We start from the raw sequence: 20,817 nt of genomic DNA, 5'->3' as shown, positions 1-20,817 counted from the left end.
ATACCTTGCCCCAGCCAAGGGAAAGCCTTAGACAACGGCAAAACGGATCAAATGGACACGCGACCAAATGGATACGATGACCTACACCAAAGCAGCGGGCGGGTTCCTCTGTGCTTTTCTGGTTCTCTTGCTCGGCAAATGGGCTGCGGCAGGTTTGTATCACGTAGGCGGGCATGGTGAAGCAGAAGCTGCGTATGTGATCGAAGTGGAAGACGGAGCCGCGCCTGACGAAGCGGACGAAGTCAGCTTTAATGACCTGATGGCATCTGCGGACCCCGATAAAGGCTCCAAGGTGTTTAAGAAATGCTCCGCCTGCCACAAGCTTGAGGCCGGCGCGAACAGCACAGGCCCCTATCTCTATGGTGTCGTGGGACGAGCTGTCGCCTCGGCTTCCGGTTTTGGCTATTCCGACGCAATGGCTGGTGTTGCCGGCGACTGGACGCCTGAGCATTTGAACGACTTCCTGACCAAGCCGAGCGCTGAAGTTCCAGGTACCACGATGAGCTTTGCCGGGCTGAAGAAGGCGCAGGATCGTGTGAATCTGATCGCTTATCTGAATAGCAACTCGGATTCGCCCTATGTGATCGAGGCCGCCGCTGAAGCATCGGAAGAGGTTGCCACTGAGGAAACAGCCGCGGAAGAAGCGGCTGGTGAAGAGGACGGCAACGAAGCCGAAGCAGCGGAAGATGGCGCAGCGGCAGAAGAAGCGAATGCTGATGCCGAGGCCGCGACTGACGAAGCTGAGACCTCCGACTAAATCGCACGGATGTCGGCCACAGGTCGGCAATGTCGGGATGATCGAGGCTACCTCATAGTTGACGGAATTTGAGAGGGCCGCTGCCATGCGCAGCGGCCCTTACATTTGGGACACCCGTGTCTGAGTTTCGGACACCTCAGATGGAGCCCGGTTTTTGCGGAGATTGCAGGCCAATTGTCAGTTTCTCACATTTTCGCAACTTGTATCTTGGCACTCGGGTCCATTAGCTTACATCGGCAAGAGACAGGGCGCTCAGACGTGCCGTTTCACAGAGGAAGAGCAAGATGAACCACGACTCCGCCGTGACCACGACCCGTGCCATATCGTTGCAAAGACAGGTCGGGATTGTCGGTTTGGCGCTTTTGATGCTGCTGGGGTTCACGACGCTTGCACTTGCCGATGAAAAGATCATCAAGCAGCACGGGTTCTCTGAATTTGGTGACCTGAAATACCCCGAGGGGTTCGCGCATTTTGACTATGTCAATCCCGACGCGTCCAAGGGCGGCGAGTTGTCTTATGCCTCGCAAGGTACGTTTGACAGCTTTAACCCCTTTAATCGGCAAGGCCGCGCAGGCGCGCGTTCGGCAGATCAGTACGAGTCGCTGCTGATTCCGTCGTATGACGAGCCAGCGTCTTATTACGGGCTTGTTGCTGAAAGCCTTGAATACCCGGAAAGCCAGGACTGGGTGATTTTCAACATGCGTCCCGAGGCGCGGTTTTCCGATGGTACGCCGGTGACGGCCGAGGATGTGGTGTTTTCCCACAACCTGTTGCTGGATCAGGGGCTGCAATCCTATGCCGAGGCGGTGCGCGAACGCATCCCCAAGGCCGAAGTGCTGGGGCCGCACCGTGTCAAATTCTACTTTGCCGAGGGTTTTCCGCGCCGTGCGATGATCACACAGGTTGGCGGAACGCCGATCTTTTCCAAGGCATGGTTCGAAGCAGATCCCGAAAACCGTCGGCTGGATAAGCCTCGGATGGAGCCGGGGATCGGCTCGGCCCCATACGTCCTTGAAAGCTATGACATCAATCGGCGCATCGTCTACAAACGTAACCCCGATTATTGGGGTGACGACATCAACGTGAACGTCGGACGCAACAACTATGACACGATCCGGATCGAGTATTTCAGTGACTCGATTGCCGCGATGGAGGCCTTCAAGGCGGGCGAGTTTACCTTCCGCCAAGAGAACAACTCCAAGAGCTGGGCAACCTCCTATGACTTCCCCGCCATCGACAAGGGCTATGTCGTGAAAGAAGAATTGGCGGATGGCGAGGTGCCATCGGCGACTGGTTTCGTGATGAATATGGATCGGCCGCAGTTTCAGGACCCGCGCGTACGCGCCGCAGTCCAACTTGCCTTCAACTTTGAATGGACCAACGAAAGCCTGCAATACGGGCTGTTTCAGCAACGCAATTCGTTCTGGGAAGGCACCCATCTTGAGGCCAAGGGCATACCCGAGGGCCGCGAATTGGAGATTCTGGAATCGCTTGGCGACGATCTGGACCCGGAGGTGCTGACCTCGGAACCGGTCAGCGCCCATAGCAGCAAACCAGAACGCCCCAATGATCGTCGCAACCTGCGCACCGCGATGAAATTGCTCGACGAGGCCGGCTGGATGGTCGGGGATGACGGGGTGCGTCGGAATGCTGAGGGACAAACCCTGCAGATCGAATTCCTATCGGACGATCCGGTGCTCGACCGCATCATCATGCCGTTTGTCGAGAACCTGAAGGCGATGGGTATTGCCGCGGGTTACAATCGGATCGACAACGCACAGTTCACCCTGCGTCGGCGCGAGAGGGATTTTGACATGATATCCGGCGGCTATCGGACGTCGCTGCAGCCATCTACGGGGCTGTATCAGCAATACGGAACCGAGGCTGCAGAGTTTTCCGTGTTCAATCCGTCGGGCATCCACGGCCCGGACATCGAGGTTCTGATCGACAACATCGTTTCCGCAACCGAGGCCGATGAATTGACCGCCAATGTGCGGGCGCTGGACCGGGTGTTGCGCTCCAAACGCTTCATGGTGCCCACATGGTATCTGGGCAAACACTGGGTCGCCTATTGGGACAAATATGAATACCCTGAGAACCTGCCACCCTATGCGCTCGGTATCGAGGACCTGTGGTGGATCAATGCCGACAAGGCTGCCGAACTGAAATCCTCTGGCGCGCTGAGGTAATCCGACCCTATGGGAGCCTATATCGCCCGACGCCTGTTGCTGATCATTCCGACGCTTCTGGGCATCCTGATCATCAATTTCGTGCTGGTACAATTCGTGCCCGGCGGGCCGGTGGAACAGATTATCGCTCAGATGGAGGGCGGTGGAGATGTGTTTGAAAACATCGCCGGCGGTGGTTCTGATGTCGAGATTCAGACCACCGGCGCCAATGATCGCTATGTCGGTGGGCGAGGGCTACCACCGGAGTTCATCGAGGAACTGGAGCGGCAATACGGCTTGGACAAGCCGCCGCTGGAGCGGTTCTTCAAGATGCTCTGGGATTACGCCCGCTTCGATTTCGGCGAGAGCTATTTCCGCTCCACAAGCGTGATCGACCTGATCCTCGAAAAGATGCCGGTCTCAATTACGCTAGGCCTTTGGTCGACGCTGATCGCCTATGCGATTTCGATCCCGTTGGGCATCCGCAAAGCCGTCAAGGACGGGTCGTCGTTTGATACCTGGACCAGTGGCATCATCATCATGGCCTATGCGATTCCCGGATTTCTGTTCGCGATCCTGCTCTTGGTGCTGTTTGCAGGCGGCTCGTACTGGCAAGTGTTCCCACTGCGTGGGCTGACGTCCGACAACTGGGATCAACTCAGTCTGCTTGGCAAGATCGGCGACTATTTCTGGCATATCACGTTGCCGGTGCTGGCCTCGACGATTTCGGCCTTTGCGACGCTGACGCTGTTGACCAAGAACAGCTTTCTTGACGAGATCAAGAAACACTATGTCATGACTGCGCGGGCCAAGGGTTTGAGCGAGCGCAAGGTGCTTTATGGTCATGTGTTCCGCAACGCCATGCTGATCGTGATCGCGGGCTTTCCGGCGGTGTTCATCGGGGTGTTCTTTGGCGGCTCGGTCATCATCGAAACGATCTTTTCGCTGGATGGGTTGGGTCGGCTTGGGTACGAGGCCGCCGTAGCGCGGGACTATCCGGTGGTCTTTGGCACGCTCTACATGTTTGGCCTGATCGGGTTGCTGACGGGGATCCTGTCGGATTTGATGTATGTGCTGGTCGATCCACGTATCGATTTCGAACGGCGGGAGGGATAAATGGCTCTGTCTCCGCTCAACCAGCGCCGCTGGCGAAATTTCCGCCGTAATGGCCGTGCGTACTGGTCTCTGATCATCTTCAGCATCCTGTTCGGCCTGTCGCTGTTTGCCGAGTTCATCGCCAACGACAAACCGATCCTCGTGAACTATCGAGGCGACTATTTCACCCCGATCTTCAACTTCTATCCCGAGACCGCGTTCGGGGGGGATTTCCAGACCGAGGCGATTTATCGTGATCCCGAGGTGGAATGCCTGATCCGCTCCGGCGGCTCAGCGCTATGTTTCGAAGACCCCGAGGCCACGATGGAAGAGGCCCGCACCGGCATGATCGAAGGCGAGCCGATCGAGCAGGGCTGGGCGCTGTGGCCACCAATCCGCTATTCGTTCAACACCACGGTGGATCGGCCCGGCGCAGCCCCCTTGCCGCCCAATGGTCAGAACCTGCTGGGCACCGACGATACCAAGCGTGATGTGCTGGCCCGGGTGATTTATGGCTTTCGACTGTCAATCCTGTTCACCCTGATCGTGACCACGGTGTCCAGCCTGATCGGCATCGCCGCAGGTGCGGTGCAGGGGTATGTCGGGGGATGGCTTGATCTGATCTTTCAGCGGGTGATCGAGATCTGGTCAGGCACCCCGCAGCTCTACGTCATCATCATCATGTTCGCGATTTTGGGCCGCAGTTTCTGGCTGCTGGTGTTCCTTATGATTGCCTTTGGCTGGATGTCGCTCGTCGGCGTGGTGCGGGCCGAGTTCCTGCGCGCGCGGAACCTTGAATATGTTCGCGCGGCCAAGGCACTCGGAGTCGGGAACCTGACCATTATGTTCCGCCACATGCTGCCCAATGCAATGGTGGCGACGCTGACCATGCTGCCGTTTATCGTGACCGGAACCATCGCGGCGCTGGCCTCGCTCGATTTCCTCGGGTTCGGTTTGCCGTCGTCTGCCCCGTCACTGGGGGAGCTGACCCTACAGGCCAAGCAGAACCTGCAAGCGCCTTGGCTGGCGTTCACCGCATTCTTCACCTTTGCCATCATGCTGTCGCTGCTGGTCTTCATTTTCGAAGGCGTCCGAGACGCGTTTGACCCGAGAAAGACGTTCTCATGAGCCTTTTGACGGTCGAAAATCTAAGCGTGTCCTTTTCGCAGGATGGTCAGAGCACCGCAGCAGTGCGCGGCGTTTCGTTTAGCGTGGATCGCGGTGAAACGGTTGCCCTAGTCGGTGAATCCGGGTCGGGCAAGTCGGTTACGGCGCTGTCGACCGTGTCGTTGCTGGGCGACAGCGCGCGCGTTGAAGGCAGTGTGACCTATGACGGTCAGCAGATGATCGGTGCGCCGGAAAAGCTGTTGCGCAAGGTGCGTGGCAACGACATCAGTTTCATCTTTCAGGAACCGATGACTTCGCTCAATCCGCTGCACACGATCGAACGGCAACTGTCGGAATCGCTCGCGCTGCACCAGAGTTTGGTAGGGCAGGAGGCGCGTGATCGGATCCTCGACCTGCTGGTCAAGGTTGGTATCCGCGATCCCGAGACCCGGCTGGGCGCCTATCCGCATCAGCTGTCCGGCGGACAGCGTCAGCGTGTCATGATCGCCATGGCCTTGGCCAACAAGCCGGATGTCCTGATCGCGGACGAGCCGACCACCGCGTTGGATGTCACCATACAAGCACAGATTCTCGAACTCCTCGCCGATCTCAAGGCGCAGGAGAACATGGGGCTGCTGTTCATCACGCATGATCTGGCCATCGTGCGGCGGGTGGCAGACCGGGTCTGCGTAATGAAAGGTGGCGAGATCGTCGAGACCGGCCCAACGGCCGAGATATTCGCCAATCCACGGCACCCTTACACACAAAAGTTGTTGGCGGCGGAACCATCAGGCCAACCCGACCCGGTTGCCCCGGATGCCGAGCCGGTGGCCAGCACCGACCATCTCAAGGTCTGGTTCCCGATCCAGAAGGGATTCATGAAAAAGACCGTAGGTTACGTAAAGGCGGTGAATGATGCTTCGCTTTCGGTGCGTGCAGGCGAAACCGTGGGCATCGTGGGCGAATCCGGTTCGGGCAAGACGACGCTGGCGCTGGCCATGATGCGGCTGATCATGTCTCAGGGTGCAATCACCTTTCGCGGGCAGGATGTGCGAAAATGGTCGACACGGGAGTTGCGCCGCCTGCGGGCCGAGATGCAGATCGTGTTTCAAGACCCGTTCGGGTCCCTGTCGCCCCGGATGACCTGTCAGCAGATCATTTCCGAAGGGCTGAACATCCACAAGGTGGACCCGACGCGCGACAAGCGCGAACTGGTCGCCGAGGCGATGGTCGAAACCGGGTTGGACCCGGCCACCATGGATCGATATCCGCACGAATTTTCGGGCGGACAGCGCCAAAGGATCGCGATTGCGCGGGCGATGGTGCTGCGGCCAAGGTTGCTGGTTCTGGATGAACCCACAAGCGCGCTGGACATGACGGTGCAGGTCCAGATCGTGGATCTGCTGCGTGACCTTCAGCGCAAATACGGGCTGGCCTATCTGTTCATCTCTCATGACCTCAAGGTCGTGCGTGCGATGAGCCACAAGGTGATCGTGATGAAACAGGGCGATGTTGTGGAATATGGCACGGCAGAGGATCTGTTTGAGCGACCCCAGACCGAGTATACGCGCGCGCTGATCAAGGCGGCTGGATAGGCATCCAATTGCCTGCGTTGTAACGGACGCCCTAGGTTTCGTGACAATCGTTGCGGTGAAATTCGGTGTGCTGCGTGTTAGACTGCTGCCATGTCGCCCGATCCGGAACACTGGAATGCCGCCGCGCTGGAACACCTGACCGGTCCGATGCGTGGCAAACTCTCGTGGATCACCGCGCGGGCGGTGGATGTCTGTTTGCGGCCTGACAAGCGATTGGTTTTTACCGAAACCCATCCGGACCAGGGCAACCCGGATGCGATAGCAAGATTCAGGCGCGTTGGCAGCACCTATGAGATCGAGGTCGTCGGAACACAGCCGGTTTGGTTGAACGGCAAGCCGGTGCAATCGGCTGCGTTGGGGTACGGTGATGTGATCGAGTTTGGCGAAACCGGGCCTCTGTCACGATTTCGGCTGTATGACGACAGCCACGGGCCGGGTCTGACGGTTAGCGAAATACTTGATGATGTACTGTGCTATGTTCGAACCAGCCGACGCCCGCTGCTTAGCAGATTGGGTTTTGCCGCAGCAGATTTGGTGCGACGGCTGGCGCGAGACACGTCTATTTTCTTTAGAGCGCTTGTTGTCCTGAGCTTGGGGTTGCTGGCCTATACACTCTATCAACAACATCGCGCAGATCAGCTCATACAAGCCCGGCTGGAAACCGGGACGGTTCAGATCGACGCCGTGGCCACAGCTTTGGCGGATGAGCGGCGCGAGAGTATTCGCCCCGCAGATCTCGCCGCATTGCAGAGCGAGTTGGGCGAGCGGCTGACAACGAATGCCGAACGATTGCGCACGCTAGAAGCTCGGAGTGGGGCAAGTCGGCGGGTGATTTCAACGGCGTCGCCTTCGGTGGCGTTTCTGCAGGGCGGTTACAGTCTACGTCACAAGAAGACCGGCGAGTCGCTGCGCCATGTGGTTGGCCAGAATGGATTGCCTGTGCATTTGCCCAATGGCCAGCCGTTCCTGTCTTTGTCAGGCACCGGCGACATTGCCGAGGTGCCGTTCAACGGAACCGGCTTCGTACTGGCCGGACGCGATCTGTTGATTTCCAATCGACATGTGGCCGAGCCGTGGGGAGTAGTCGTGCGTGCAGGCGGCGAAGAGATCGAGCCCGTGTTGACCCGGTTCATCGCGTATTTTCCGGGGCAGCCAACTCCGGTGACGCTGACGGTACTGGCGGTGAGTGACAGCATGGACCTTGCCGCCTTGGCGATGGATAGGGGCGCAGAAGTGCCCGGTCTTGAAATCTCCCAGGAGGCGCCGGCACCGGGCGACGAGGTGATCGTGATGGGATACCCTACCGGATTGAAGTCGATGTTGGCCCAAACCGGGTCAACCTTTGTGCAAGAACTGAAAGAGGCGGGAGAAACCGGGTTCTGGGCGGTCGCGGGGCAGTTGGCCGCCGCCAATCTGATCGCGCCGCTTGCCAGCCGCGGGATCGTCGGCCAGGCAACCGACGTGACCGTCGTTTATGATGCGGAAACCACACATGGAGGCAGCGGTGGCCCGGTGCTGAACGCGAACGGCGAGGTGGTTGCGGTTAACACGGCTATTATCCCCGAGTTCGGAGGGTCGAATCTGGGCGTGCTGGCGGCGCATGTCAGCAACCTGATCGAGGCGTTGGCGACCGCGCCTGTGCAGTAACCTCAGATCGCGGAACTGTGGCCCGCCTTGCTGAGGTCGTAGGCGTCAAAGCTGCGCGCCACCATACGGGTCAGTGCGCGGGCGTCTTGCGGTATGAAAAGGGCATTGTCCTCGATGGTCAGGATACCCGGAAATTCCTGCTGTGCCTTGTCAAACATCTGGTTGAGGTCGTTTTGACCAATGCCAAAGCGGTGGATGATTTCGGAGCCATCAACACGGAAATCACACATCAGGCTCTCGATCATCCGGGCGCGCATGGCGTCCTGACCGCCAAACTGGTGGCCGCGCGAGGTCGAGAACGATCCGGCGCGAATCTTGCCCGTATGGGCCGAGGTCGCAGGCGCATTCTGGGCAAACCCCTGTGGAAAGCGCGAGATTGAAGAGGCACCGATCCCGATCAGAACGTCAGATGTATCATCGGTATAGCCTTGGAAATTCCGCCGGAGTCGGCCCATTTGTTGCGCGCTGGTCAGCCCGTCCTGTTTGGTGGCAAAGTGATCGATACCAATTTCGGCGTAGTGATCCCATAGAAACAGCTTTCGAGCGGTCTCAAACAGCGCCAACCGTTCTTGCGGGGTGGGTAGGGCTTCCGACGGGATCAATTGTTGGCGTTTGGCCATCCATGGCACATGCGCATACCCATAAAGCGCGACCCGGTCGGGATTGAGAGACAGCAGCTTTTGCACGCTTTCGGTCATCCGGGCCTGCGTCTGATGCGGCAGGCCGAACAGGATATCGGCATTCAGGCTAGCGACACCCCGGTCCCGGATGATGTCGACCGCCTCGCGGGTGATGTCATATCCCTGAATGCGCCCGATCGTCTTCTGGATTGCGTCGTCGAAATCCTGCACGCCGATCGAGGCCCGGTTCATTCCTGCGGCCGCGAGCGCGTCCAGACGTGGCGCGTCAAGCTCATTGGGATCGATCTCGACCGAAAATTCAGCGTCTGGTCCAAAGGGCGCGACATCAGCAATCGCCCCGGCCAGTTCCGCAATCATCGCTGGGCTGAGCAACGTTGGCGTACCGCCGCCCCAATGCAGCCGTGACAGTGTCACGCCCTGAGGAAGGTGCCGCTTTAGCAGCAAGAGTTCGGATTTCAGCGTTTCAAGATAGGCACGCACGGGTGCCTCGCTTTGCGTACCCTGCGTGCGGCAGGCGCAGAACCAGCACAGGCGTCGGCAGAATGGCACATGCACGTAAAGCGAGATCGAACCATCCTCGGGAATCTGCGAGATCCACGTGGCATATGTGTCTGGGCCTACATCATTGCTGAATTGAGGCGCTGTCGGGTAGCTCGTATAGCGGGGGACCTTGGCGTCAAAGAGTCCCAGCTTGGCCAATTGTGATTTGGGTATCATGAGTATACGCTAAATCGGGTTTATGGTCTTGATCCTTGACCCAGATCAACTGGACCGCAAAGCACACATCAAGAGACATGACATGAACGTGCCAAGACACAAGATCGCGCCGCATTGCGCTGAATGCCCGATACGTCACAAGGCTGTCTGTGCGAGATGCGAGACGGACGAACTCGCACGGCTGGAAGAAATTAAGTATTATCGAAGCTTTGAAGCGGGGCAGACGATCATCTGGTCGGGGGACAAGATGGATTTCGTCGGTTCGGTCGTATCCGGCGTCGCGACTCTGACCCAGACAATGGAAGACGGTCGCACGCAGATGGTGGGGCTATTGCTGCCCTCGGATTTTGTTGGCCGACCGGGACGTGATGGGGCGCCTTATGACGTGGTGGCGACGACCGATATTGTCATGTGCTGTTTTCGCAAATCTCCGTTCGAAAAGATGATGAACGAGACGCCGCATATCGCGCATCGGTTGCTGGAAATGACCCTTGATGAACTGGATGCGGCGCGGGAATGGATGTTGGTTCTGGGGCGCAAGACCGCGCGGGAAAAGATCGCCAGCTTGCTTTGCATTATCGGCCGCAGAGATGCATCGCTGACGCCGGATGGACCGAACGGTACGATGGTCTTCGACCTGCCCCTCACGCGAGAGGCGATGGCGGATTATCTGGGTCTGACACTGGAAACAGTGAGCCGCCAGATGTCGGCGCTGCGGAAGGACGGAGTGATCCAGCTGGAAGGCAAGCGCCATGTCATCGTGCCGGATCTTGGCCAACTGATGGAAGTCGCTGGCGATGACAGCGACGGCGGCTTCTACGGCTGATCTGTTCCGCCGGAACGAAGCCAATCCCCGACACGGCTGACCGGGCTGGACTTGTGCGCTGGTCGCAAGCTCCACATGCGCAAGGATGCGTTCAGGCGCACTGGCATGTCAAAGGGCGCAACCAGTTTTCCGCTGGCCAGATATGGTCCGATCAACGCCCGGTGTCCCATCAGGATGCCGGCACCGTTGATGGTTTCCTCCACGGCGAGGGAATAGAGTGAGAATACCGGTCCTTTGGGGGTGAAACTCGCATCGGGCAGCGCTTCGGCGATCCATGTCTGCCAGTCGTCGGGCCAGCCGGTGTCTGTCAGGCAGGGCAGGTCCGCCATGTCCCTTGGGTGCTTCAATCGTTTGGCAATGGCGGGTGCACATACCGGGAGCAACGCATCGTCTGTAACCGACTCTCCTTTGGCGGCGTCGTAGAACAGGCACAGATCATAGGGGACGCGCTTCAGGTTCGGAGGGTGTTCCAATGCGCTTATCGAGATCTGGATTTCAGGTGCCGCAGCGCGCAGGGCTGGTAGGCGCGGAGACAGCCAGAACTGTGCGATTGCGGGCAGTGCGGCAATATGGACAACGCCGGGGGCGGCATCGGCGCGCAGGTTCTGAACCGCATCGCCAAGCCGGTCAAAGGCATCGGCAAAATTAGGTAACGCCCGTTGGCCAAGCGGTGTGAGTGTTACGCCGCGCGTCGTGCGCGCAAATAAGGTCGCGCCCAGTTCGGCCTCGATGGTTTTGATGTGGGCCGAAATCGCGCCGGGGCTGACATGCAGTTCTTCGGCGGCGGCCGCAAAACCTCCGAGACGGGCGGAGGCCTCGAACGCACGCAGCGCGGTCAGTGGCAAGGATTTTGGACGCGGTGGGGCAACGGACATGGATAAGACTCAATTTTTCTAACCCTATTTTTTCAGAATAGTGGTTTGCGCGCAACTCGCCGTGATGTTTTGACTGTGTTCAGCAAACAAAGGAACACCGCATGACCAACCTTGCGCACCGCCCCTGGGTTCCGGCCCATTGTGAAACCCGCGTGCAGGACATTGCGCGCAGCCTGACCGGCACATCCGCCACCGATATCGCGGCGCGGATCGAGGCGTTGGCCGCGCAGAACCGGCACATCCATGAGGTCGAGTGCTTTAACCTGAACCCTGCCACTAACGTGATGAACCCGCGCGCCGAAGCAATCCTTGCCGCCGGTCTCGGCAGCCGACCTTCGTTGGGATATCCGGGTGACAAGTACGAGATGGGGCTGGAGGCGATCGAAGAGATCGAAGTGATCGCGGCAGAGATGGCCGCGCAGGTGTTTGACGCGGCCTATGCCGAAATCCGGGTGGCGTCAGGTGCGCAATCCAACCTTTATGCCTTTATGGCGCTGACTTCGCCGGGCGATGCAATCATCGCGCCACCCGCGTCGGTGGGCGGACATGTCACCCACCATGCGGGCGGATGTGCTGGCCTATACGGGCTCGCCACCCACCCTGCGCCTGTTGATGCGGATGGGTACACGGTTGATCTGGATGCCTTGCGCGAAATGGCGTTGCGTGTGCGGCCCAAGTTGATCACCATCGGTGGCAGCCTCAATCTATTGCCCCATCCTGTTCGCGAAATCCGTGCGATTGCGGATGAGGTCGGGGCCAAGGTTCTGTTCGACGCCGCACATCAATGCGGCATCATTGCGGGCGGCGTCTGGTCCAACCCGTTGAAGGACGGCGCACATCTGATGACGATGAGCACTTACAAAAGCCTTGGTGGTCCGGCTGGCGGGTTGATTGTGACCGATGACGCAGACATCGCACAGCGGCTCGATGAAATCGCCTTTCCGGGCATGACAGCCAACTTTGATGCGGCGAAGTCTGCGGCGCTTGCCCTGACCATGTTGGACTGGATCGAATTCGGGGCCGATTATGCGCAGGCCATGATCGAATTGGCGCAGGCGCTGGCGGCAGAGTTGGCAGCGCTTGGCTTGCCGGTTTTCGAAACGGCCAAGGGCGCAACAGGTTCACACCAGTTTGCGCTTGAGGCTGCGCGATTTGGCGGTGGCCAAGCCGCATCAAAGACCCTGCGCAAGGCCGGGTTCCTGGCCTGCGGCATCGGGTTGCCAATTGCGGAAGTTGCAGGTGACATGAACGGATTGCGCATCGGCACACCGGAACTGGTCCGGCGGGGTGTTACGCCAGCGGATGCACCGCGTCTTGCTGCCTTGATCGCGGAAGGGTTGCTTGGAAACGATCCTCAATCTGTGGCGACCCGCACCCGCGAAATGCGCGCAGAGTTTCAGGGGATGCACTACATTCATTCCTGATGGCTGTACGGGTTGCGGGCAGCGACGCTTGGTGCGAACCTGCCTGCTATCAATAACGTGAGGATACGGACATGGAATTTGGCAGCGTTCTGGCAATGCTTTTGATCGGGGCCATTGCGGGGTGGCTCGCTGGAAAGGTGATGAAGGGCCGGGGTTTTGGCGTGTTCGGGAACATCATCGTCGGTGTTGTCGGTGCATTTGTGGCGGGTCTGATTTTTCCGGCTCTCGGATTTTCAGTCGGGGGTGGCGTCTTTGCCTCGATCTTTCACGCCACAATCGGTGCGGTTATCCTGCTGTTCATCATCGGCCTGATGCGCAAGGCTTGAACAGTAACAGCGCCCCAGCTGCATTGTGGGGCGCTGCAAACTATTGGGCTTCATGAAACCGGTCGACCCGGTTGCGGTTCAATGCGCCATGAAGACCGGGATTTTTGCCTGTTCCAACATGTTGCGGGTGGCACCGCCCAGAATCGCTTCACGAAACCGGGAATGGCCGTAGGCACCCATCACCATCAGATCGGCCGAGGTATCAACTGCGTGACGGTTCAGGGCATCGGACACCCGGTTCGTTGATTTGCTTAGAACGTCGATTTCACAGGTCACACCATGACGTGCCAGCATCTGTGCCAACAACCCACCGGGATCCGAGCGTTCCGGACCATGTGTCGGCGGGTCAATCACCACGATGCGGACAAGGTCAGCAGCGCGAAGGAATGGCAGCGCGCGTCGGATCGCACGCATCGCCTCTACACTTTGGTTCCAGGCAACCAAGATGTTCTTGGGCGTGGTGAGGGGTTCACCCTCGTCCGGTACAACCAACACCGGGGCGTGGCCTTCGAACAACGCCGCCTCGACAATCGGCTCTGCTGCTGCCCCGCGGTTTTTGCCGTAAGGGCGCGACAGCACAACGAGGTCGGAAAAGCGTGCCCGATGTGCCACATGACGCCCGAGATCTGCGATTTGCGCAACCCCGTCATCGGCAGACCACATGACCCCGGATTTTCCAAGAACGGCATTGGCATGGGCCAGGATTTCAGCGGCCTCGGCATTGGCCCGGGTCAGAGTTTCCTGCAATAACATGGCGTTGGCACCGGCATAATAGTAACCGGTCTGAGTGCAGTCCACGCCCAGACACAGCGCCTCGGCGTGGGCGTCCTGCGCCCCTGCGAGTGCGATGATCTGGCGAAGCGCCGGATCGGCGTCTTCCAGGCCAGTCAGGACGGTGAGCAGAGATTTGAAAGCCATTTGGACCTCGTAGATTTTGATGTCACCGGCTGGATTTGGTGCCGGGATAGTGTAGCGTGGAAGCTGTCATAGAACCCCACGGGTTGTATTGATGTAGATCAATGCGGTCCCTTGCGCCGTTTTGCATCAAACACCCAGACTAACATATGTCCGCGTGGCAAGCGAATCGTGCGGGCAAGACCAAAGGGACGAAACATGTCGAATTATGTCAAGCTTGTCGTGCTTGGTCTGATCACGCTGGTGGCGATGATCGGGATCAACTACGCGCGAGATACGGCTTACATGGTCCACGCCATCATCGTGATGCTCGTGGCCGGTGGGCTTTTTCTTTATACTGTGCGTCGCACGGACGAACCTGAACCCGCTCCTGCGCCACAGACAGAGTATTTCGACTCGGTCATCCGCGCCGGCGTGATCGCCACGGCCTTTTGGGGGGTGGTTGGTTTCCTTGTCGGGACATTCATCGCCTTTCAGCTGGCCTTTCCGCAGCTCAACTTTGACTGGGCGCAGGGATATGCCAACTTTGGTCGGTTGCGTCCGTTGCACACTTCGGCAGTTATCTTTGCCTTCGGCGGCAACGCCTTGATCGCAACGTCTTTTTTTGTGGTTCAACGCACCAGCGCAGCGCGGCTCTGGGGCGGTAATCTCGCATGGTTCGTGTTCTGGGGCTATCAGCTGTTCATCGTTCTGGCCGCAACCGGCTATCTGTTTGGCGCAACCCAATCCAGAGAGTATGCGGAGCCGGAATGGCATGTCGACCTGTGGCTGACCATCGTCTGGGTGGCTTATCTGGCGATTTTCCTCGGCACGCTGGTCAAACGCAAAGAGCCGCATATCTACGTGGCCAACTGGTTCTATCTGGCGTTCATCGTGACCGTGGCCATGTTGCACATCATCAACAACATGGCGGTTCCGGTCTCGATCTGGGGCAGCCGCTCGATCTCGCTCTTTTCCGGGGTTCAGGATGCCATGACGCAGTGGTGGTACGGCCACAACGCTGTGGGGTTCTTCCTGACGGCCGGCTTCCTCGGGATGATGTACTATTTCATCCCGAAACAGGCAGAGCGTCCGGTCTATTCCTACAAACTGTCGATCATCCACTTCTGGTCGTTGATCTTCCTCTATATCTGGGCCGGTCCGCACCACCTGCATTATACCGCGCTGCCGGATTGGGCGGGGACCCTGGGCATGGTGTTCTCGATCGTGCTGTGGATGCCCAGCTGGGGCGGCATGATCAACGGGCTGATGACCCTGTCTGGCGCCTGGGACAAGCTACGCACCGATCCGGTAATCCGGATGATGGTGATCTCGGTCGGGTTCTATGGCATGTCGACGTTCGAGGGGCCGATGATGTCGATCCGCGCGGTCAACTCGCTGTCGCACTACACCGACTGGACCATTGGACACGTGCATTCCGGTGCATTGGGCTGGAACGGGATGATTACCTTTGGTGCCCTGTACTATCTGGTTCCGGTGCTGTGGAAGCGTGAACGCCTCTATTCGCTCAGCCTCGTGTCCTGGCATTTCTGGCTCGCGACCATCGGTATCGTTCTGTATGCGGCATCCATGTGGGTGACCGGCATTATGGAAGGTCTGATGTGGCGCGAAGTGGATGCAAACGGTTTCCTCGTGAACTCGTTCGCCGACACGGTTGCAGCCAAGTTCCCGATGTATGTGGTGCGCGGTCTGGGTGGGGTCATGTTCCTCGCCGGTGCGGTCATCATGTGTTATAACCTGTGGATGACTGTACGCGCAGCCCCGGCAAAAGATGCCGTCGGCGCAACAGCCATTCCGGCCGAATAAGGAGACCGGATCATGGGTATTCTCGACAAGCATAAGGTCCTTGAAACCAACGCATCCCTGTTGCTGATCTTCAGCTTTCTGGTGGTGACCATTGGCGGTCTCGTTCAAATCGTTCCGCTGTTCTATCTGGAAAACACGATCGAGGAAGTGGAAGGCATGCGGCCATACTCGCCGCTCGAACTGACCGGTCGCGAGATCTATATCCGTGAAGGGTGTTACGTCTGCCACAGCCAGATGATCCGCGCGATGCGCGACGAGGTAGAGCGGTACGGCCACTACAGCCTTGCGGCCGAGTCGATGTATGACCACCCGTTCCAGTGGGGGTCCAAGCGGACCGGGCCGGATTTGGCCCGGGTTGGTGGGCGCTATTCGGATGAATGGCACGTTGATCACCTGCGCGATCCGCAGGCGGTGGTGCCAGAATCGGTGATGCCGAAATACGGGTTCCTCGAAAATAAGCTGATCGAGCCGAAATATATCGAAGATCTGCTAAAAGCGCAGGTTGCCGTCGGCGTGCCTTATACCGAGGACATGATCGACAACGCAGCGTCTGATTTCAGGGCGCAGGCCGATCCGGACAGGGACTATGACGCCATGCTGGAACGGTATCCCGGGGCGCAGGTCCGCAACTTTGACGGTCAGCCGGGGATTTCAGAGGTCGATGCGCTGATCGCCTATTTGCAAATGCTTGGTACGCTTGTCGATTTCTCGACATTCACGCCAGACGCAAGCCGCTAGGGGGATACGATGGAAGTCTATTCGTTCCTGCGTCAATTCGCAGACAGCTGGATGCTCTTGTTGATGTTCGTCTTTTTCATCGGGATCGTCCTGTGGGTGTTCCGGCCGGGCAGCAAGAAAACCTATGAGGATACGGCCAACATACCGTTTCGAAACGAGTCCAAACCTGCCGCATCCAAGGAGGCGAGGAAATGAGCAAGAAACCGGTAAAATATGACGACGATCCGAACACCACTGGCCACAGCTGGGATGGGATCGAAGAGTTTGATAACCCGATGCCGCGCTGGTGGTTGTGGACTCTCTATCTCTGCATCATCTGGGCGATTGGTTATTCGATTGCCTATCCGGCCTGGCCCATGATCCATAGCGCGACGGCCGGTGTTCTCGGTTGGTCTTCGCGCGGCGAGGTAACCGAACAGATCGCTGCGGTCGAAGAGGGCAACGCATCGATCAACACCCAACTGGTAGAGGTGGCGCTTACCTCGATTGCCGACAACGCCGAACTCGACACCTACGCGGTTTCCGCCGGGGGCGCCGTGTTCCGTACCTGGTGTGCGCAGTGCCACGGGTCTGGCGCGGCGGGGGCCAAGGGCTATCCCAATCTGCTGGATGATGACTGGCTGTGGGGAGGTGATATCGAAGCGATCTACACAACGATCGCGCACGGTATTCGCAATGAAGACGATGACGACGCACGGTATTCGGAAATGCCAGCCTTTGGTCGCGATGAAATTCTCGGGCCGGAGCAGGTCGACGAAGTCGTGAACTATGTGATGTCATTGTCGGGCACCCCGCAGGATGCGTCCAAGGTTGCGGCGGGCGCGCAGGTCTTTGCAGACAATTGTGTCGCATGCCACGGCGAAGACGGAACCGGTGATCGTGAACAGGGCGCCCCGAACCTTACGGATGCCATCTGGCTGTACGGCGGCGACTATGAGGCGCTGACCCAAACGGTAACATACAGCCGCTTTGGCGTGATGCCCCCCTGGAGCAACCGTTTGAGCGAGGCGCAAATTCGCGCCGTTGCTACCTATGTCCACCAGTTGGGCGGCGGAGAATAGCAACCAGAGAGACACTCCCGAGCGGCCTTGGCCGCCCGGGAGCGTGGTGCCGGCCTTTCGATCTGTTCGCGCGTTTCCTGAAAGGCCGGTACCCTTATGACGGGTGAAGTGATTCCTCTCAATCGGGATTCTACGAAACTGCACTGGCATTGGGCCGGTGTTTTCGCCGGTACGACCACGATCCGGGCCGAATCTTCTTGCCATGTGGCTGCGAACCTTTATCCGGGTGCGTGGATAAAAGATAAAAAGCAGGCGCATGAGCAGTACCGAGTACAGTCAACCGCAAGGTCAATCCGACAAGAGTCCGCGCGAGTGGGTTCAAGCTCTGTCGAAATACCGCGAACCGCAACTGTGGCGGAGCCTGTTTGAACTTGCCGTGACCTTTGTGCCGTTTGTTCTGCTTTGGGCGTTGGCCTGGTGGTCCCTGTCGGTCAGCTATTGGCTGACACTTGCGATTTCCATATTGAACGCTGGCTTTTTGGTGCGTCTGTTTGCGATTCAGCATGATTGCGGTCACGGGGCGTTCTTTAGCAATCGCATGGCCAGCGATTGGGTTGGCCGCGTTCTGGGCGTCCTGACGTTAACACCCTATTATGTTTGGCGCCGAACCCACTCGATGCACCATTCTGCGGCCGGAAACCTGTCGCGGCGCGGTATCGGCGATGTGCATACTCTGACCGTTACGGAATACCGGGCGTTGTCGCCCCTTTGGCGGTTCCATTACCGGGTGTATCGGCACCCGTTCACGCTTTTCGGTTTGGGGCCGAGCTATATCTTTTTTCTGCAAAACCGTTTGCCAATCGGGTTGATGGGGGCCGGATGGCGGTACTGGGCAAGTGCGATGGGCACCAACCTGGCGATTGCCGCGATCATTGCCGTGATTATCTATTTCGGCGGGTTGGAGCCGGTGTTGTTGGTGTTCTTTCCGACCACCTTGATCGCCGCGTCGATCGGGGTTTGGTTGTTCTATATCCAGCACCAGTTTGAAGACACCAACTGGAATCAGGAAGAAGACTGGCAGTTGCACCATTCGGCGCTGCATGGCAGTTCGTTTTATGATCTCCCTGCGGTACTGCGCTGGTTCACTGCAAACATCGGCGTGCATCATGTGCATCACCTCTATAGCCGCATTCCGTTTTATCGTTTGACAGAGGTGCTGCGCGACCACACGATTCTGACCAGCATGAACCGCATGACGCTGGCCGAAAGCTTTGCCTGCAGCCGGTTGCATCTCTGGGACGAACAGGATCGCCGCCTGTTGTCGTTCAGGCAAGCCAGAGATCGGTATGACACGCCATAGCGCGGCTAGCTAAGTTCTGTTTCCGAACACCGCGCGCCGACGCTTGGGGCGCATAGGTAGCTTCGCCTTGCTTCTGGCAATGCCTGCGGTAACAGCAGTGCACCGCGATAGGCTTGACCAACAACCTGTATGTAACCCAACCGCAACTACAGCGTCACGTCAGCATGATGGTCACTTCCCCAACTCATTCCACGAGATCGTAGTGTTTGATGGTTCTGGATTCGACCAATTCCGCTTCTGCCGGGTCGACATGGGCGCTTTGATAGTCATCGCCCACAAAGGCCTTGAGAGACGCGAGATCCTGCCAGATCATGACAAAGCTGAATTCTCTGGGGCTGTCTGATCGGGGGGCACCCGGCAAAACCTGCACAATTCCCTTTGTTCTTTTCATCAGCGGTATCGCGGTTTCGTGGAAGAACTTACCGAATTCCTCCTCTTTTCCGGGCCGGGTTGTGACCTGAAATATTCGCATGAGCATTGTCCCAACTCCTTGTGAGCTTGGGTTCCTGCCTGTCTGAATGCCTCGGATGCCAACTCATACCATATTGGAGGGCAAATGTCGTGACCGCCCGTTTCGCCCAGATCACGCAGGTCATGACTGCGCGTCTGGGCGGGCGTAAATATCGCCCGCCCGTTTCGCCTGTCAAAGTTTGTCGAGATCGACGCAGCGGCTGCGGCGCAACCACCAATGGCCTTCAGGAAGCCACCGGCGTTTGGCGCGAGGGGTTGCGGGAACATCATAGACTTTCGTGGTTCCGGTGCGTGTGGCGGTCATAAAGCTGCGGGCGTAGATGTTGAGCATGTCAGTCTCCTGCGTTGGAGGGTTGCGATGTCCTGATCCTTGACGATGCGTGTGAAATTTGCGACTCAGTAATAAATCCATAATGTAAGTCGGGATTACATATGAACTGGCTCGATATGCCCCCGCTTGCGACGTTGCGCGCTTTTGCTGCCTTTGCGCAGACCGGAAGCGTGACCAAAGCAGGTGAGGCGCTTAACGTCAGTCATGCAGCGATTAGCCAACATTTGCGGGGATTGGAAGCGCATCTTGATACGCCGCTCCTGGACCGGTCGGGGCGGGCGCTGCAGTTGACCGAACAGGGACAGCGGTTGGCAGATGCAGTTACATTGGGGTTCGGCGCCATCGGCACGGCGGTGCAGGAATTGTCCGCAGAGGATGCCGTGCGCCCGCTACATATTTCGACAACGCCGACTTTTGCTGCGCAATGGTTGATGCCGCGGCTGCACGGGTTTCGCACCGCGCATCCGGAAATTGATCTGATGCTTGATCCGAGTTCGGCCGTCGTGGCGTTGGCACCGGGTGGCATAGATGTGGCACTGCGTCATGGAAAGGGCGAATGGCCCGGGCTGATTTCAGAGCCGCTGTTGGAGTCGCTCCTTGTTGTGGTTGCCGCACCGTCACTGTTGCGAGGCAAGGTGATCACGGACCCACGTGATCTAGCGGATTTTCCCTGGCTCGAAGAATTGGGCACCAGCGAGTCGAGCCAATGGTTGCGCGCCAAGGGAGTCAACCGGGGCATCGTCGGTGGCCGCGTGCAAATGCCGGGAAACCTGTTGCTGGACGCCGTGCGGGACGGGCAGGGCGTATCGGTGGTGGTGCGCGATTTTGTGGAACCGGATCTTAAGGCGGGACGATTGGTGGAACTGTTCTCCGAGGCACCATCCGCCTATCACATCGTGACGCGCCCCGGAATTTTGCGACCGCATGCCAAGGCGTTTGTGAAGTGGTTGAGACGGCAAAAAAGTTGAATTTCCGTTGCAGCCCGTCATGTCATATGGCGCAATTCGCGTCCTCAAA

General features: G+C 58.4%; 19 protein-coding genes and 1 pseudogene. 15 read left to right on the top strand and 5 right to left on the bottom strand.

The features are described from left to right. Positions 1–67: 67 nt before the first annotated feature. From ABJO75_RS04155 to ABJO75_RS04130, 6 genes and pseudogenes are all read left to right on the top strand, one after another. Positions 68–571 (top strand): annotated as a pseudogene (locus ABJO75_RS04155) (cytochrome c family protein); the annotation flags it as partial. Positions 572–1,041: 470 nt separating this feature from the next. Continuing rightward, positions 1,042–2,946 (top strand): extracellular solute-binding protein, encoded by a 1,905-nt coding sequence (locus ABJO75_RS04150; RefSeq protein ID WP_348131476.1) that lies wholly within the window; start codon positions 1,042–1,044, stop codon positions 2,944–2,946. 9 nt (positions 2,947–2,955) lie between these two features. Continuing rightward, complete coding sequence (locus ABJO75_RS04145; protein ID WP_348131473.1) at positions 2,956–4,041, top strand: microcin C ABC transporter permease YejB; 1,086 nt, start codon at positions 2,956–2,958, stop codon at positions 4,039–4,041. Beyond that, complete coding sequence (locus ABJO75_RS04140; protein WP_348131470.1) at positions 4,042–5,148, top strand: ABC transporter permease; 1,107 nt, start codon at positions 4,042–4,044, stop codon at positions 5,146–5,148. Beyond that, on the top strand, positions 5,145–6,722 hold the full coding sequence (locus ABJO75_RS04135; protein ID WP_348131467.1) for an ABC transporter ATP-binding protein: 1,578 nt from the start codon (positions 5,145–5,147) through the stop codon (positions 6,720–6,722). The genes ABJO75_RS04140 and ABJO75_RS04135 overlap by 4 nt, the downstream gene beginning before the upstream one ends. 90 nt (positions 6,723–6,812) lie before the next feature. Next, positions 6,813–8,369: a trypsin-like peptidase domain-containing protein gene (locus tag ABJO75_RS04130; RefSeq protein ID WP_348131464.1), complete on the top strand. Its 1,557-nt coding sequence runs from the start codon at positions 6,813–6,815 to the stop codon at positions 8,367–8,369. 2 nt (positions 8,370–8,371) lie between these two features. On the opposite strand, the gene hemN is transcribed toward ABJO75_RS04130, so the two are convergent. Further along, entirely contained in the window at positions 8,372–9,727 is a 1,356-nt protein-coding gene (gene hemN, locus ABJO75_RS04125) for an oxygen-independent coproporphyrinogen III oxidase (protein WP_348131462.1), read from the bottom strand. 82 nt (positions 9,728–9,809) lie between these two features. Here hemN and ABJO75_RS04120 point away from each other — a divergent pair, with 82 nt between their 5' ends. Then, positions 9,810–10,553: a Crp/Fnr family transcriptional regulator gene (locus ABJO75_RS04120; protein WP_348131460.1), complete on the top strand. Its 744-nt coding sequence runs from the start codon at positions 9,810–9,812 to the stop codon at positions 10,551–10,553. On the opposite strand, the gene ABJO75_RS04115 is transcribed toward ABJO75_RS04120, so the two are convergent. Continuing rightward, on the bottom strand, positions 10,544–11,428 hold the full coding sequence (locus ABJO75_RS04115) for a LysR family transcriptional regulator (protein ID WP_348131457.1): 885 nt from the start codon (positions 11,426–11,428) through the stop codon (positions 10,544–10,546). The two genes, ABJO75_RS04120 and ABJO75_RS04115, sit on opposite strands and share 10 nt — an antisense overlap. Before the next feature lie 101 nt (positions 11,429–11,529). Between ABJO75_RS04115 and ABJO75_RS04110 the strand changes: the two genes are divergently transcribed. Together ABJO75_RS04110 and ABJO75_RS04105 are read left to right on the top strand one after the other, a co-directional pair. Continuing rightward, positions 11,530–12,852 carry an aminotransferase class I/II-fold pyridoxal phosphate-dependent enzyme gene (locus ABJO75_RS04110; protein ID WP_348131454.1) on the top strand — a complete coding sequence of 441 codons (1,323 nt, stop codon included), beginning with the start codon at positions 11,530–11,532 and terminating at the stop codon, positions 12,850–12,852. Between the two features lie 71 nt (positions 12,853–12,923). Continuing rightward, positions 12,924–13,178, top strand: coding sequence for a GlsB/YeaQ/YmgE family stress response membrane protein (locus ABJO75_RS04105; protein WP_348131452.1), 255 nt, complete (start codon positions 12,924–12,926; stop codon positions 13,176–13,178). Between the two features lie 78 nt (positions 13,179–13,256). Here ABJO75_RS04105 and ABJO75_RS04100 read toward each other — a convergent pair whose 3' ends face one another. Continuing rightward, complete coding sequence (locus ABJO75_RS04100; RefSeq protein ID WP_348131449.1) at positions 13,257–14,096, bottom strand: universal stress protein; 840 nt, start codon at positions 14,094–14,096, stop codon at positions 13,257–13,259. Between the two features lie 195 nt (positions 14,097–14,291). Here ABJO75_RS04100 and ccoN point away from each other — a divergent pair, with 195 nt between their 5' ends. The 5 genes from ccoN (at position 14,292) to ABJO75_RS04075 (ending at position 18,998) form a co-directional block, all read left to right on the top strand. Further along, positions 14,292–15,899, top strand: a complete 1,608-nt coding sequence (gene ccoN / locus ABJO75_RS04095) for a cytochrome-c oxidase, cbb3-type subunit I (RefSeq protein ID WP_348131446.1) — start codon at positions 14,292–14,294, stop codon at positions 15,897–15,899. A gap of 12 nt (positions 15,900–15,911) precedes the next feature. Beyond that, the gene (gene ccoO, locus ABJO75_RS04090; protein WP_348131443.1) at positions 15,912–16,637 is read left to right on the top strand and encodes a cytochrome-c oxidase, cbb3-type subunit II; all 726 of its coding nucleotides are present in this window, start codon (positions 15,912–15,914) and stop codon (positions 16,635–16,637) included. Between the two features lie 9 nt (positions 16,638–16,646). Further along, the gene (locus ABJO75_RS04085; protein WP_348131440.1) at positions 16,647–16,832 is read left to right on the top strand and encodes a cbb3-type cytochrome c oxidase subunit 3; all 186 of its coding nucleotides are present in this window, start codon (positions 16,647–16,649) and stop codon (positions 16,830–16,832) included. Next, entirely contained in the window at positions 16,829–17,698 is an 870-nt protein-coding gene (ccoP, locus tag ABJO75_RS04080) for a cytochrome-c oxidase, cbb3-type subunit III (RefSeq protein WP_348131437.1), read from the top strand. The genes ABJO75_RS04085 and ccoP overlap by 4 nt, the downstream gene beginning before the upstream one ends. A 256-nt stretch (positions 17,699–17,954) precedes the next feature. Further along, the gene (locus ABJO75_RS04075; protein WP_348131434.1) at positions 17,955–18,998 is read left to right on the top strand and encodes a fatty acid desaturase; all 1,044 of its coding nucleotides are present in this window, start codon (positions 17,955–17,957) and stop codon (positions 18,996–18,998) included. 184 nt (positions 18,999–19,182) lie between these two features. Here the strand turns inward: ABJO75_RS04075 and ABJO75_RS04070 are convergent, their stop codons facing one another. Both ABJO75_RS04070 and ABJO75_RS04065 read right to left on the bottom strand, forming a co-directional pair. Further along, entirely contained in the window at positions 19,183–19,476 is a 294-nt protein-coding gene (locus tag ABJO75_RS04070; protein ID WP_348131432.1) for an antibiotic biosynthesis monooxygenase, read from the bottom strand. A gap of 165 nt (positions 19,477–19,641) precedes the next feature. Next, a complete protein-coding gene (locus tag ABJO75_RS04065) occupies positions 19,642–19,800 on the bottom strand; it encodes a hypothetical protein (RefSeq protein WP_348131429.1) in 159 nt (52 codons plus the stop codon). Between the two features lie 101 nt (positions 19,801–19,901). Here ABJO75_RS04065 and ABJO75_RS04060 point away from each other — a divergent pair, with 101 nt between their 5' ends. Further along, a complete protein-coding gene (locus ABJO75_RS04060; protein WP_348131426.1) occupies positions 19,902–20,768 on the top strand; it encodes a LysR family transcriptional regulator in 867 nt (288 codons plus the stop codon). Positions 20,769–20,817 lie beyond the last annotated feature (49 nt).

This window comes from Sedimentitalea sp., from assembly GCF_039973035.1.
Classification (GTDB): domain Bacteria; phylum Pseudomonadota; class Alphaproteobacteria; order Rhodobacterales; family Rhodobacteraceae; genus Sedimentitalea.
This window is presented reverse-complemented; position numbering and strand designations above follow the sequence as displayed.